We start from the raw sequence: 14,590 nt of genomic DNA on the forward strand, positions 1-14,590 counted from the left end.
CGTAGAACCCTTCCTTACTTGGGAAAGCCACCCCTTACTCATAATCCTGCCGAATCACAGCCTCAGCCCAATCAAGCCAGGGTAATACCGCTTCGACATCGCTGGTTTCAACCGTTGCCCCCGTCCATAAACGTAAGCCTGGTGGGGCATCCCTATAACTGGCAATATCAAAAGCAACCCCTTCTTTAGCCAATAAGCTTGCCATCGCTTTCGCAGCCACCTGTTGTTGTTTTTGTTCTAAAGCAACAAACCAGGAAGCGGTAATCTTGAAACAAACAGAGGTTGTGGATCGACAAGCAGGGTTTTCTGCCAGAAAATCAATCCATGCCGATTGTGAAACCCATTTCTCAATCACCTTTAAATTATTCTGGCTGCGTTTTATTAAGGCGGGTAGCCCACCAACTTCTTTCGCCCAAGCCAAACCATCCAATGCGTCCTCTACACAGAGCATGGATGGTGTATTAATGGTGTTACCTTGAAATATGGACTGATCCAGCTTGCCATCTGATGTCATCAAACGGAAAATCCGTGGAAGTGGGCGCAACCCATGAGCGGCTTCCAGACGTTTTACCGCTTTGGGGGAAAGTGCAAGCATCCCGTGGGCTGCCTCGCCACCAAGTGCTTTTTGCCATGACCATGTTACAACATCCAGCCGGTCCCAAGGCAAGTCCATCGCGAAGGCTGCTGAGGTTGCATCGCAGATGGCAAGCCCGTCATGCCTGATAGGAATAACATCCGCGCTGGGAAGGCATACCCCTGAAGTGGTGCCATTCCAGACGAAAACAACATCGTGAGCCCAGTTAACATCCCGCATTTCTGGCAGTTGGCCATAATCTGCCGAGAAAACACGAGCCTCCTTTATTTCCAGATGCTTGATAATATCGGTAGCCCAAATCGAGGAAAAGCTCTCAAAAGCCAGAATATCGATCGGGCGAGTACCGGCAAGAGACCATAATATCATCTCAACTGCCCCCGTATCTGATGCAGGGACGATACCTATTTCCCACCCGTCGGGAATTCCCAACACCTCGCGAGACTGCTGGATAACCCTATTAAGGCGCTCTTTTCCTTCAGGAGAACGATGAGAACGCCCAAGAAGAGCGTGCTGTAACACCGATAAAGACCAGCCAGGCCGTTTTGCACAAGGACCAGAAGAAAAACATGGATTGGCAGGCCTTATAGAAGGCTTGCTCACCAAAGAACGCTCTAACATATATGCCCCTGTATATGCTGAAATAGGAGGAAGTTCTAAAAAACCAACGCCAGCTTCCATACATCATCATGCAGACCCCTGGTGCGAGAGAGGGGATTTGAACCCCTACGCCTTGCGGCGGTCGATTTTGAGTCGACTACGTCTACCGTTCCGTCACTCTCGCCTGCGCAACATCTAGCAGAGGATCAGGCCATTAGGCAATATTAAAAATCTTCTAAAATACACACTCTTATGCAACTCTCATGCTTGAAAAACTTTTAAGGAGAAAATCCTACTATCACAAAGTGCTCTTATTGGAGGCCTGTAAAGCATTGCTGCTTGTTGTTTAAGCAGTTTGATTTGGCAAATTCTTTCACCATAATATAATGTTACCATAAGTTAATAAATTAAATATTCACTGGAATCATTATGAATAATCATTATTTTTCATTTACTGGCAAAACAATTGCCATCCTTGCAGCAATGACTTGCTTTACGTATTCTCAAGCTGAAGCGGTTGCCCCCTTAATCTCTCAACTAGGGCACTCTTACCACAAACGGTATAAAGGAAGCTTTCCTCATCATAGGGCAGAACATGCCTATAAGCCTGTTATTGACCTTAAGAAAGATAAGAGACTTATTGAGGTTGCAACCTCTAGCAACCGGATATGGAATGGAGTAACAACCACGCCTGATGGGCGCATTTTTGTAACTTTTCCCCAAGTTGAGGGCCCTGGAACCCAGCTGGCTCAGATTTCGGGCAATACTGTCTCCCCTTCCATTGTACCTTTTCCTTCAGCGGCCTGGAATAACCCCCCTAATGATAACCCTCTGCAAGGTTTTCTTCATGTTACCGATGCTCGTGTAGGGCCCGATGGGGCCTTGTGGGTGCTTGATAGTGGTATAAGAACAGGCATTTATAGCCAACAGGGCGATATCCCTATTCAAAGAGTCGAAGGGGGCCCTCGGCTGTTTAAGTTTAATATCGATAACCTCCAAGAAATGCATTACGATGTAATAGATTTTACCGACTATACCGAATCGGATTCAGCACTAACCAATTTCCGCCTAAATGGGGATACGGTTATTATTACAGATTCTGGCCACCCGGGTTTGATTGTGCATAATCTCAAAACAGATGATACGTCACGTGTTCTAGATAGGGCCAATGCCACAATATGCCATCCCAAAATGGTAGGAAGCCGAAACCTCAGTGAAATTAACCCACAACTTAACACTTTGGGTGTCAGGCACCTTGAAATCTCTCCTGATGGAAAAACGGTTTATTTCCAAACGGCGTGCGGCAGTATGAACAAGATTGCCACCCATTGGCTGACTGACGATGTCTCTGACGATGAGCGCGTTCAGCATATTGAAAAATTTGCCGATACCCCTTTTACGGGTGGAACAGCCATCGATTCTGCCGGTAATCTCTATATTTCAGACATTACCAACAGTAGTATTATTAAATATACCCCAGAAGGAATCCCCTCTATCGTCATTCAAGACCCTCAACTATCGTGGGTGGCGAATATGTGGATTGATGGAAAAGGAAATCTCTGGCTACCAGCTTCTCAGCTTGGCAACACACCCTTCCTTAACAATGGGCAGAATAAGGTTGCTTATCCTGTCAAGCTCTTTAGCATTAATGTTGGCGCCCTTCCTGCTCCCAACGACCATCGTTAAGACCAGAGCGCGTTTTTTTCTATTCTATTAAAAGCATAAAGCCAGGATTTTTGCCTGGCTTTTTCTTATGTTTTTTTCTTGGTTTTCTTATAAGGACATTCTATATCTGGTAAAAATATTTATATAGTCTTTACGTTTCCCATAACGCCTTCACCCCTTGCTCAGGTTATTATAATGTCAAAACTGACCCGGCCAAAAATCTTTATTGACGGCGAAGCCGGCACTACTGGGCTTGAAATTAAAAATAGATTAAAGGCTCTTCCTGTCGATGTTCTCTCTATTGCTTCGGAATTCCGTAAAGATGAGCATGCAAGGAAAGAGCATTACACTCAGGCGGACCTTGTTGTTCTCTGCCTGCCTGATGAAGCCTCTCGCGAGGCTATTACCCTATGGCAAGGGCTTAAAGCCGAGGGGAGCTCTGTACCTCGCATTCTGGACGCCAGCTCGGCTTTTCGTACCCATCCAGATTGGGTCTATGGTTTTGCTGAACTATCTGAAAACCAAGCAAAATATATTGCCCAGGCCCCACTTGTAGCAAATCCTGGCTGTTATGCCACAGGGGTCATTGCCTTATTGGCCCCACTTGTTAAAAACGGTCTCATCCCTGCTGACTTTCCCCTGCACATCAATGCCATTAGCGGTTACTCAGGCGGTGGTAAAACCATGATTGCTGATCATCAACATAATCATGGCCCGGATTTCGAACTTTATGCCCTTCAGCTTAACCATAAACATATTCCTGAAATAATGCACTATAGCGGCCTTACTCGAAAACCTGTTTTTGTTCCTTCGGTAGGGCATTTCTTAAAGGGCATGATTGTTTCAATCCCCCTTCATCTTGATACACTTTCTGCTCATCCTTCTCTCGAAAACTTATCGACACTCTTTTCCAACATTTATAACCACCCCCATAACCCCCATCATTATGTGCGGGTTTGTCCTTCAACGTCTCGATTAAACGTGGATGTCTCTCACCTGGCAGACGCTATGGAAATTCACGTGCATGGCAATGAAAACCAGGCTGTCCTTACTGCAAAACTGGATAATTTGGGAAAAGGGGCAGCTGGAGCAGCTGTTCAAAATATTAGCTTGATGCTGGATCTTGAGCAGGTTCCTGCTTTTTCGTAGAATTAACCACTCCAACGGACGCTATCATAACCAGGGTAATCCCAATAATCTGGGTCGTCTGTAAATACTCACCCATAAAAACCCAGCCTGACAATGCGGCAACGGCTGGCTCAAGGCTCATAAGGGTTCCAAAGGTCTTTACAGGCAAACGACGCAGAACAAACATCTCCATGGTATAAGGTATAGCGCTTGAAAAAATAGCCACCACCAAAATAACCGGAAAAAGCTGGAACGACCAGAATGCCGTCCCAGAACTCCCCACTGCGAAGGGAAAACATAGTAAAGATCCTATCATCATTCCCCACGTTGTTACCCCCGTTCCATGGGATAAACCTGCTTTCTGACCATAAATAATATATAATGCCCAACAAAAAGCCGCCCCAAGCCCGAATATAATTCCCCAGGGCCCAAAGTTTTGCTGGGGAGCGCTGCTGTTTTTTTCCACAATCAGCAATAGCAAACCTGCAACGGCACAAATAACCCATAGGCCATCTTTAAAACGGCGAGAGCCGAATAAAGCCAATGCCAGTGGGCCCATAAACTCTAACCCCACAGCCACCCCCAAAGGGAGGTATACTAAAGAACAATAGAATAAAGCATTCATTGAAATAAGGCTGCCGCCATAAATAGCAATCACCGGCATGGCCTTTTTTGTGGGGATAGACCTCCAAGCTCGTGTTAATATCCCCATAAGTAAGGCTGCAATCGCCACACGCCAAAACGCTGCAGCGACTGGCCCCATCACTGGAAATAATGTTTTTGCTAGAGAAGCACAGGACTGAATGCTGATCATCGCCACAGGGAGGATCGCCAAAACTACGTAATGGGAGGAGAGTAAACGCGTTATAACCCCTTCCTTTTTCTGCATCATCCCAATTCCCTATCCCTCATTCCTTAAAATTATATAAGCATCTATATGTAAATTCCTCAGATAGAGGAGCAAAATTTATCATTTTTGTAAAAAATCGTTATGCTCTTAAAAAGGTCCAATAACCAAAAGCCAGGCGAAGTTGCCTGGCTCTTCCAAAACTTTTTAACAAAAGCTTGCTGGTTTGAACTAGCGCTTGCTGAACTGGAAAGAACGGCGAGCCTTGGCTTTACCATATTTTTTACGTTCAACAACACGGGAATCTCGGGTGAGAAAGCCAGCAGCCTTTAACACTCCCCTTAGAGAGGGTTCAAAATGCGTTAAGGCACGGCTGATCCCATGACGGACAGCACCCGCCTGACCAGAAAGCCCACCACCAGTAACCGTGCAGTAAACATCAAACTGGTTATAACGATCTGTTACCAAAAAAGGCTGTGTAATTAACATCCGCAGAACAGGACGTGCAAAATAAGTATCAATGACCCGGCCATTGACAACGATTTCGCCCTTTCCAGGCTTAATCCAGACACGAGCAATCGCATCTTTTCTACGCCCAGTCGCATAAGAACGGCCCTGGGCATCTTTTTTAGGTTCATAAACAATAGTTTGGGTTACGGCCAAACCTTCACCAGACGCATTTACAGCAGTTTTAATATCTGCCAATGTGCCGGTACGTTCCTGAGTTTCAGACATATCTATCAGGCCCCGCTCTTAGCTGTGTTGGAAATGGAGTTTTTACGGTTTAAGGCAGCCACATCGACCTTCTGCGGGTTAACCCCTGTGTGAGGGTGTTCAGAACCTGCATAAACGTACAAATGGCGCATTTGCTGGCGTTGTAACGGGCCACGGGTAATCATGCGTTCCACAGCCTTGACAACAACCTCGCCTGGGTTTTTCCCTTGCAGGCGCTGCGTAATGGTTCTTTCCTTAATACCACCAGGATAACCCGTATGGTAATGAAAAAGCTTCTGGCCTACTTTATTTCCTGTCAGATGAATTTTTTCTGCATTGATGACAATAATATTGTCGCCACAATCCACATGCGGAGTAAACTGAGGCTTGTGTTTACCGCGTAATCTGGTGGCAATAAGTGCTGCCAGGCGCCCCAGTACTAATCCTTCAGCATCAATCAGCAGCCAGTTTTTCTTGACTTCTGCAGGTTTGAGCGAAAGCGTGCTCTTCATTGGTTTATCTACCCTATTCTTCTGAAGGATATGAACAACGCAATGAGGCTGCCATTCCCTTCTGTTATGTCACGAGAATATTTGTTTGTGGTTATGACCATTTCTTGCGCCAAGGTCAAGGGGAAAATGGATTTTCTTCTCTTTTTTTATTTTCCAGAAAACACATAACCAATTGAATTTTCAATAAATTTTTTATGTATTATTATAATACCGTAAAATTTTTTTCCGAACCCTCTGAAAGCATAACTCTCTTTGGGGGTGAGCTGTCCCTTAACAATTTCTGCAAACATGGGTAATGTTGCGTATTATTCCTATTCAGAGCATAAACAAGGGCCTTCTCATATGGTTGCAAGAGATTTAGTGCATATTATTGGTGCTACAGGGCGCTCGGGTCTGGCGTTATGCAAGGCTTTAACCCAGCTTAACAGCCCTATCCAGCCCGTTATTCGCAATCAGAACCATTGGAAAACCCAGGATTTTCCAACCGCCCAAAAGGCCCTCATTGCTGATCTTGACGGCCCTCCCTCTCTTTTGGCTCAAGCCCTGGAAGGAGCTCGCTCTATTGTAAGCACGGCCCATGCTCGCCATATTCCTCAAATTCTGGCAGCAGGGCCAAAGGATGCGACCTATATTTTTTTAGGCAGCACGCGCAAATACACCCACTGGCCAGATGCCCATGGGAAGGGAGTTATAGCCGGTGAAAAAGCCTTTCTCCAGTCAAACCAAAAGGGTGTTCTGCTCCATCCCACTATGATTTATGGTGCCGAGGGAGAAAATAACGTTCAGCGCCTCGCTCAATTGCTCAAGATTTTGCCTATCATTCCATTGCCAAAAAAGGGTCAGTCGCTTATTCAGCCTATCTATCAATCCGATGTCACAAAAGCAATGATCCATGCATTATCTATTGAGTGGAGCAAACCAGAAAGCTTGGTCATTGCCGGACCAAAAGCCATTTCTTATGCAGATTTTGTTCATGCTATATGCCGTGCAGCAACCCTCCCCCAACGCCCTATTATCTCTATCCCGCCGTGGGTTCTTGTACAATTGGCAAAATTAAGCCGTTTTATCCCTGTTTTACCCACCATTTCTCCAGCCGAAGTGCAGCGATTGATGGAGGATAAGGCCTTTGATATCACCCCAATGCAAGAAAAACTCCAATTTACGCCTATCAGCCTTCAGGAAGGGCTTGCCAAACTCTATCCCAGAGAAAGGGGATAATATATTGATGTAAGAAACTGATGGAATGGGAGACTGGGTTACCATCTTCCAGAGCAGCCAGGGCAGACCCTTTAATAATTGAAATGTCACCACCAGGAAACTGATAAGAAGAAAGCAGTTCACGAACTCCCATCTCAAAATGACCCTCAATATACTCATAAACCCTTAGTATATTCATAAGTGGGCCAAAACATCTCTCCTTACCTTTTCGTCCCGATAGCGTTGGTGATGGCTTCTTGAAGTCGGTGAGCTTTTTGTAGCAAGAATCTGTGTGCTAGGTTGGTTAGATGATCAGCGAATTTTTAGTAAATAAAGGCCGGCCTAGCACAGACCCGTTGCCATAAGATAATGTTCCGAGAATAATGGCCAACGATACCGGCTATAAAAAAAGACTCTCTGAGAATACGGTTTGTATTCCCTCTACGAACCCCTATCAGCCCAAGAATAATAGAAATGTTCTGGAGAGAGTCTCTCTCAATGAGAGTGATGATATAAGCTGGCATATCACAAAACCGTATATAACCTACCCTTTAAAAGCCTTAAAACCTTTACGGAATTATTGCGCTATTTACAGCATGGCTATTTACGACATTAATGTAAAAAGAACCCCTATAAAGGGTTAAAACCCGCGGAAGAAATACCCATACTGGGTCCAACCGGCTTGTTCACTCATCTATTTTCATCTCTTGAGGAAACACCGAGGTCTTGAGAAAAAGCTGGGGCGAACGACGGGGCTCGAACCCGCGACATCCAAGACCACAACCTGGCGCTCTACCAGCTGAGCTACGTCCGCCACAACAGCGTTGTGTTTAAATGAAGATGTTCCTACTCGTCAATCATTCTTTTTGCATATTTTAATATTTTTATAGAAAAAATTTTTATCTATTCGTCTATTTTTTATGCACAATATCTCTCATTTCTCTCAATAAAGATAAAAATTTAGGCAAAATTCATACCAAACACACTGTTTTTATGAATAACCACCCAACAATCCTCCAATATTGATTATTTTTTAATCATATTCTTCCTTTACTCTTATTTTATTTTTTAATTTTTATCGTCTATAAAAGGCTTGCCATGACTGTTTTTATGTTTATCAAATAGGAAAATCATTTTGTTCAAAACTTGCATCCGCAAAACTTACAGGATGATGTCGGGGACGTACATATGAAAAAAATCGAAGCGATTATTAAGCCTTTTAAACTTGATGAAGTCAAAGATGCCCTGCATGAAATTGGCCTGCAAGGGATTACTGTAACCGAAGTTAAAGGGTTTGGTCGCCAAAAAGGCCATACCGAGCTTTATCGTGGTGCAGAATATATTGTTGATTTTCTGCCCAAAGTAAAAATTGAAATTGTATGTACCGATGAACAGGTAGAAAAAGCGGTAGAAGCCATTTCAGAATCTGCACGAACCGGGCGCATTGGAGATGGCAAAATATTTATTTTACCGATTGAGGATATTATCCGTGTGCGCACCGGAGAGCATGGAGAAAACGCCATATAGAAATTCCCCTTCATCACCCTGTTCTCTGCCTGGAAAAACGTGTTTTTATGGGTTTCTGGCAGTTACTACTCTATAATGCACTCCCCATAAAAGCCATATCTTTAGAAGATATAATGGCTTATTAAGGGATGTCATCAATCATAGTTTTCCTTTCAAATCTTGAACGTTTAAATATAGGTTTTTAAGATCATGGCTAAAAAAGCAGCGCCTTCAAAAAATTCCAACCTCCCTGATGATGCCGTAACACACGTGTTTGACCTCATCCAGGAACATTCCGTTGAATATGTCGATCTACGGTTTACTGACCCAAAAGGGAAATGGCACCACACCACCCAGCATGTTTCAACCATTGAGGATGATACCTTCCGTGATGGTTTCATGTTTGACGGCTCCTCCATTGGTGGTTGGAAAGCCATTAACGAAAGCGACATGGTTCTGCTGCCTGATCCCACCACTGCCGTTATGGATCCCTTCTCAGCACGCCCACAGCTGATCTTGATATGCGATATTGTAGACCCCTCTACCGGCCAGTTCTATAATAGAGACCCTCGCTCCACCTGCAAACTGGCTGAGCAATATCTGAAATCAACCGGTATTGGAGATTCTTGCTTTTTTGGCCCTGAAGCAGAATTCTTTATTTTTGACAGTGTGCGCTTTGGTGTAGGCCCTAATTACGGCCACTACCGCCTTGATAGTGTTGAAGGGCCAGATGCCTCCATGAAAGACTATCCTGAAGGGAACATGGGCCATAGGCCAGTCGTTAAAGGGGGATATTTTCCAGTTCCACCCGTTGATAGCGAGAATGACCTGCGAGCAGAAATGCTTTCCACCATGGGCGAGATGGGACTCCCTATAGAAAAACACCATCACGAAGTGGCCCAATCCCAGCATGAACTTGGTACGAAATTTGATACCATGCTGAAGGCTGCGGATTTCATGCAGATTTATAAATATTGCGTGCATAATGTTGCCCATTCCTATGGAAAAACTGCTACCTTTATGCCCAAGCCCATTAGTGGAGACAATGGTTCAGGCATGCATGTTCATCAATCCATCTGGAAGGAAGGCAAGCCCCTTTTCGCTGGTAACGGCTATGCTGACCTCTCCGACCAGGCTCTTTACTATATTGGGGGTATCATCAAGCATGCCAAGGCACTTAATGCCTTTACCAACCCCTCTACCAACTCCTACAAACGGCTTATTCCTGGCTTTGAAGCTCCGGTACTGCTGGCTTATTCTGCACGTAACCGTTCAGCCTCCTGCCGGATTCCTTATGCGACAAGCCCTAAAGCAAAGCGGGTAGAAGTACGCTTCCCTGACCCCACAGCTAATCCTTATTTAGCTTTTGCAGCTATGCTTATGGCTGGAATTGATGGCATTAAAAACAAGATCCATCCTGGAGATGCCATGGATAAAGACCTTTATGACCTTCCTCCTGAAGAACTTAAGAATATTCCCACTGTTTGTGGCTCTTTAAGAGAGGCCCTTCAATCTCTTGAGGCAGATCATGACTTCCTGCTTGCCGGCGGTGTTTTTAGTGAAGACCAAATTTCAAGTTATATGGAACTGAAGTGGCAAGAGGTTTATCGTTTTGAACATACCCCTCATCCTGTTGAATTTGAGATGTATTATTCTGTATAAAAACAAATACCCTTGCAAAAACCCCTTTTTAAAAAGGGGTTTTTGTCTATTCACCCTCTTTTCTCTACTGCTCTATTCTTTCTTCTCTCTTCTCTATTTTAGGGACCAACATCCCCCGCTAATTCTCTACGGGTTTTATCTAGTTCCTCACTATATCTTTTTAAGGTATATTGTTCTGTAAGTGAGCCAATCACCTGCATAGTATCTTGGTTTTCAACCACCACAAGAACATCACTTTCTGCAGCCTCAAAAGCGGCTATGGCTTCCTTGACATTCATTTGTGGTAGAAGAACGCGGGCAGTATTACGTGCCAGAAGGCTAACAGGCTTTTCTAAATCCTGGCTCTTTTCCAAATAGAGTTCTGGTACATACACAATACCGGTGTACATCCCTGCTTCTTCCAAAACAAAAAACTGATCTGATCCCAAAGGAAAGGCCCTTCTGGCCTCAGCAATGGTAACTTCTGGAGAAAGACTATGAAAACCCTTTCTCATCATATGCCCCACAGTAAGCTGGCGTAACCAACTGACATCGACAGCAGAGCGAATATTCTCACCTCGTAAATGAAACCGCCAAGTTGCAAAGGAATATCCAAATAAGCGCCTTACCGTTAAGGAAGACATCACAGCAGCAATCAGCACAGCAATGGTTAAGGGTAAATTCCCTGTCATTTCCAAGGCAAGAAACACCATAGTCATAGGGCCACCAATGACAGCTACTGCCATGGAGCTCATCCCTACTAAAGCATAAACCAGACCAGATAATGGCTGCATACCAAAAAAAGCCAGAATATGCCCATAGACTATCCCCGTGAGTACCCCCAAAAATAAGGAGGCAAAAAAAAGTCCCCCACGAAAACCAGATCCAATGGAAATGCTGACTGCAAGGATTTTCAGCACCAAAACAAGGAGGGCAGTCGTAAATAAAAACCCTCCATCCAACCCGATCCGAAGGGCTGCATGCCCCGATGATAATACAGCAGGCGTGATAGTGCCCAAGCTGCCCACGATTGCCCCCCCAATCATGGGGCGGATAAACCCTGGCACCGGAATCTTTCTAAAAATATTTTCAGAAACCGTAACACTCCACATGACCAATATCCCAACCAGGGCAGTCACCAACCCCAACCCTATCAAAGAGAAATAGGAGTAAAGCGGAAATGTCTGGGGTGTCATAATAAATACGGGATTAGCCGTATGGTGCAAGGCACTTGTAACCAAAATTGCACAAATAGAAGCTGTAGCCACGGGCGGAAGACTAGAGAGAGAATACGTTCCCATAATCAGCTCAAAAGCATAAAATGCACCAGCAAGCGGAGCCCCAAAAGCTGCCCCTATACCGCCTGCAGCTCCACACCCCACCATAAGGCGCAGATCCCACCGCCTTACACGAAAGTAATGCCCAATTCGAGAACCAAAAGCAGCACTCAGCTGTGTAAAGCCCGATTCCAGACCAATAGATCCCCCTGCCCCATTCGAAACCAAAGTCTGCACCACGACAATGAGGCTATCGCGAATAGACATACGCCCCCCATGAAGGGCGTTCGCCTCTACAGGATCTATCCGCCTTCCAGGCCATATTTTAGTAAAGGCCACCCCCAACACTCCCAGGAGAAGCCCCCCTAATGTTGGGATTAAAAAGCTCCTCCACGGATTGATATAGCTTTGCCCTGAGAGAAAATTACCATCATGAAGATCAAACAAAACTCGATGGACATAACGCACTAAGACATTCATGCAGACCACTACAAGGCCTGCCAAAGCTCCAATCACTGCAGCAAGAGCTGTTATCCATATCTCATCACGCCTGACCATAGCGCGTATGGTTTGTGGGGCGCAGAGCATCCACCCGCCCGGCAAAAAGGGTGAAACGCGCTCTTCGGAGTAGACTTTCCGGATGCGAAAAAAATGCCTTAAAAACCGGCCAACCGCTGTTTTATAAAAAAACAGGTTATAAAGCCACAATACCATGCCTTTACCATTCTTAGGGGTCATAGGTTCACTCTGCATCCTCGCTCAAAGACGGCCTAGCATTGAGGGGCTCTATCCTTAAATACTAAAAGCTGTTAAATATACAACAGAAGAAAGGAAAATTTGTTGAGCTCTTATAAAGAATTTTTTCTCTCCTGTTTTATACCCCTCTTTACAAACAGCCAGTATCTTACAAATCATGCGCACACCCCCTTCCAAAACTTTGGCATCGCTTCCCACAACAATGCAAGGTTACACGCTCCCCACTTTTGGTGAAGCTGAGGTATTAACTCTATCGCCTTTGCCTGTTCCCTTACCACAGAAGGGGGAAGTTCTGATAAAAGTTAAGGCTTTTGGCATTAATCGTCCTGATATCCTTCAGCGTAAAGGGCTTTACCCTTTGCCTGATAATGCCTCTCCCCTACCAGGGCTAGAAGTCGCTGGAAACGTTGTCTCCCTGGGTGAAGGAGTTTCCACCTTTCAATTGGAGGATCAAGTTTGTGCTTTAACCAATGGTGGGGGGTATGCTGAATATTGTTGCGTACCGGCCGGGCAATGTCTACCGCTTCCTTCTCATATGGATTTTAAGCAGGCTGCTGCCCTTCCCGAAACGTTTTTCACAGTATGGTCTAATCTCTTCATGATGAGCCAACTACGCCCTCATAACAGCCTCCTCGTTCATGGTGGCAGCAGCGGAATAGGGACAACAGCTATCCAAATGGCGCGTGCTTTTGGAGTTACCGTCTTTGCAACCGCCGGAAGCCAAGAAAAATGTGCCTTATGCGAAGAGTTAGGCGCTATCCCCATTCATTACAAAAGCCAGGATTTTCATACCATAATCATGCAAAAAACCAACCAGACAGGGGTTAACATGATCTTAGATATGGTAGGGGCATCCTATTTTGAAAATAACCTAAAAACTCTCACTAAGGAGGGCACTCTTATTCTTATCGCCCTAATAGGGGGCGCAAAAGCGACTAATGCAAACCTTGGACTCGTGCTCAGGAACAGATTGACGATTAGAGGTACAACTCTCAGGCCGCGTTCTAATGCCTTTAAGGCAGAAATTGCACAACAACTCTATACCAAGATTTGGCCTTTACTGGAAAAAGGTGTGATTAAGCCTATTGTTTCAAAAGTCTACCCCTTTCAGGATGTTGTCCAGGCCCATAAAATGATGGAAAGCGGAAACCTTATCGGAAAAATTGTTATTGAGACCTAACCGTTCCCAAGCAAACACGCGTTACGGAATACCGACATGAAGCTTGCTACCTATCCTATTCACCATACGCCATGGCATGAACCGCCTGTTCTTTTTCTTCATGGCTTGTTTGGGAAAGCCCGCAACATGCAACGCTTTCAAAAAGCACTCTTCCCTACTTATGACTCCCTTGCCATGGATTTACGTAACCATGGGCAAAGTCCCCACGGAGAAACTAACCTTATAGTTATGGCCGAAGACGTAAAAGAGACACTTCAAGCGCACCACATTCCGCCTTGCATTGTTGTCGGCCATTCTCTCGGGGGGAAAATAGGCATGTTGCTGGCATTGCTCTATCCAGAACTGGTAAAAGGCCTTGTTGTTGCAGATATTCCCCCTGCTGTTACAGGGCATGGCATGAAGCCCCTGGCAGAGAAAATGTATCAGACCCCTTTTCCCGAGCGATTTTCATACCAAGGGCTCAACGAAAGGCAAGCCGCAGAGCAATGGTTACACCATATTTCTGATGTTCCTCGTATTCAGCAACTCCTTATGCAAAACATTGATTTTTCACTAAAAAACCCGCCAAAATGGTCTATTGGGGTTGCAGAAATCTGGCACGGAATTGATACCATACAAGGCTGGCCAGATCTTCCGCCCGACTTATCTTATCCTGGCCCTTGTCTTTTTATTAAAGGAGAATGTTCGCCTTATATAACAGAAGACCACTTTCCCTTGATAAAAAAACTTTTCCCCACCTATCAGCTCACAATCCTCAAGGAGGCTGGCCATTGGTTACAGGTTGACAACCGCGAAGGATTTATTGAATCTATAGTGTCTTTTTTATATGCTATTTCCAACAAACCATTCCCTTCCTCTTGACAATTTTAACTTTCTCTCCCTTCTAGAGTGACAGAACTTCCCTTCATGACTATCTTTCCTCCTGCGCTTCTATTTTTAGACCATACTTCTTTTCTATACGCCAACCCGTAAAGC

At 45.0% G+C, this 14,590-nt stretch carries 12 protein-coding genes and 2 tRNA genes; 7 read left to right on the plus strand and 7 right to left on the minus strand.

Annotated features, from left to right (window positions below):
* Positions 1-34: 34 nt before the first annotated feature.
* Positions 35-1,213, minus strand: a complete 1,179-nt coding sequence (locus JGUZn3_RS09015) for a phosphoserine transaminase (RefSeq protein ID WP_203413209.1) — start codon at positions 1,211-1,213, stop codon at positions 35-37.
* Positions 1,214-1,292: 79 nt separating this feature from the next.
* Positions 1,293-1,376, minus strand: a tRNA-Leu gene (locus JGUZn3_RS09020).
* Between the two features lie 245 nt (positions 1,377-1,621).
* Here JGUZn3_RS09020 and JGUZn3_RS09025 point away from each other — a divergent pair.
* Positions 1,622-2,878, plus strand: a complete 1,257-nt coding sequence (locus JGUZn3_RS09025) for an L-dopachrome tautomerase-related protein (RefSeq protein ID WP_203413210.1) — start codon at positions 1,622-1,624, stop codon at positions 2,876-2,878.
* Positions 2,879-3,052: 174 nt separating this feature from the next.
* Positions 3,053-4,006 carry an N-acetyl-gamma-glutamyl-phosphate reductase gene (gene argC, locus JGUZn3_RS09030; protein WP_203413211.1) on the plus strand — a complete coding sequence of 318 codons (954 nt, stop codon included), beginning with the start codon at positions 3,053-3,055 and terminating at the stop codon, positions 4,004-4,006.
* Here the strand turns inward: argC and JGUZn3_RS09035 are convergent.
* From JGUZn3_RS09035 to rplM, 3 genes are all read right to left on the minus strand, one after another.
* Entirely contained in the window at positions 3,963-4,877 is a 915-nt protein-coding gene (locus tag JGUZn3_RS09035; RefSeq protein ID WP_203413212.1) for an EamA family transporter, read from the minus strand. The genes argC and JGUZn3_RS09035 overlap by 44 nt on opposite strands.
* Before the next feature lie 186 nt (positions 4,878-5,063).
* Complete coding sequence (gene rpsI, locus JGUZn3_RS09040; RefSeq protein ID WP_203413213.1) at positions 5,064-5,567, minus strand: 30S ribosomal protein S9; 504 nt, start codon at positions 5,565-5,567, stop codon at positions 5,064-5,066.
* A gap of 5 nt (positions 5,568-5,572) precedes the next feature.
* Complete coding sequence (gene rplM, locus JGUZn3_RS09045) at positions 5,573-6,058, minus strand: 50S ribosomal protein L13 (protein WP_203413214.1); 486 nt, start codon at positions 6,056-6,058, stop codon at positions 5,573-5,575.
* A gap of 342 nt (positions 6,059-6,400) precedes the next feature.
* On the opposite strand from rplM, the gene JGUZn3_RS09050 reads away from it, so the two are divergent.
* Complete coding sequence (locus tag JGUZn3_RS09050; RefSeq protein ID WP_203413215.1) at positions 6,401-7,276, plus strand: SDR family oxidoreductase; 876 nt, start codon at positions 6,401-6,403, stop codon at positions 7,274-7,276.
* A gap of 717 nt (positions 7,277-7,993) precedes the next feature.
* On the opposite strand, the gene JGUZn3_RS09055 is transcribed toward JGUZn3_RS09050, so the two are convergent.
* Positions 7,994-8,069 (minus strand) — tRNA-His (locus tag JGUZn3_RS09055).
* Between the two features lie 374 nt (positions 8,070-8,443).
* On the opposite strand from JGUZn3_RS09055, the gene JGUZn3_RS09060 reads away from it, so the two are divergent.
* Both JGUZn3_RS09060 and glnA read left to right on the plus strand, forming a co-directional pair.
* Entirely contained in the window at positions 8,444-8,782 is a 339-nt protein-coding gene (locus JGUZn3_RS09060; RefSeq protein ID WP_203413216.1) for a P-II family nitrogen regulator, read from the plus strand.
* Positions 8,783-8,971: 189 nt separating this feature from the next.
* Positions 8,972-10,423: a type I glutamate--ammonia ligase gene (gene glnA, locus JGUZn3_RS09065; RefSeq protein ID WP_203413217.1), complete on the plus strand. Its 1,452-nt coding sequence runs from the start codon at positions 8,972-8,974 to the stop codon at positions 10,421-10,423.
* Between the two features lie 98 nt (positions 10,424-10,521).
* Here glnA and JGUZn3_RS09070 read toward each other — a convergent pair whose 3' ends face one another.
* Positions 10,522-12,417, minus strand: coding sequence for a chloride channel protein (locus JGUZn3_RS09070; protein ID WP_238996796.1), 1,896 nt, complete (start codon positions 12,415-12,417; stop codon positions 10,522-10,524).
* Between the two features lie 175 nt (positions 12,418-12,592).
* Here JGUZn3_RS09070 and JGUZn3_RS09075 point away from each other — a divergent pair, with 175 nt between their 5' ends.
* Positions 12,593-13,615: an NAD(P)H-quinone oxidoreductase gene (locus JGUZn3_RS09075; protein ID WP_238996797.1), complete on the plus strand. Its 1,023-nt coding sequence runs from the start codon at positions 12,593-12,595 to the stop codon at positions 13,613-13,615.
* A 36-nt stretch (positions 13,616-13,651) separates the two neighbouring features.
* Positions 13,652-14,476 carry an alpha/beta fold hydrolase gene (locus tag JGUZn3_RS09080; RefSeq protein ID WP_203413218.1) on the plus strand — a complete coding sequence of 275 codons (825 nt, stop codon included), beginning with the start codon at positions 13,652-13,654 and terminating at the stop codon, positions 14,474-14,476.
* Positions 14,477-14,590 lie beyond the last annotated feature (114 nt).

Origin of the sequence: Entomobacter blattae, from assembly GCF_014672835.1 — a bacterium.
GTDB classification, from domain to species: domain Bacteria; phylum Pseudomonadota; class Alphaproteobacteria; order Acetobacterales; family Acetobacteraceae; genus Entomobacter; species Entomobacter blattae.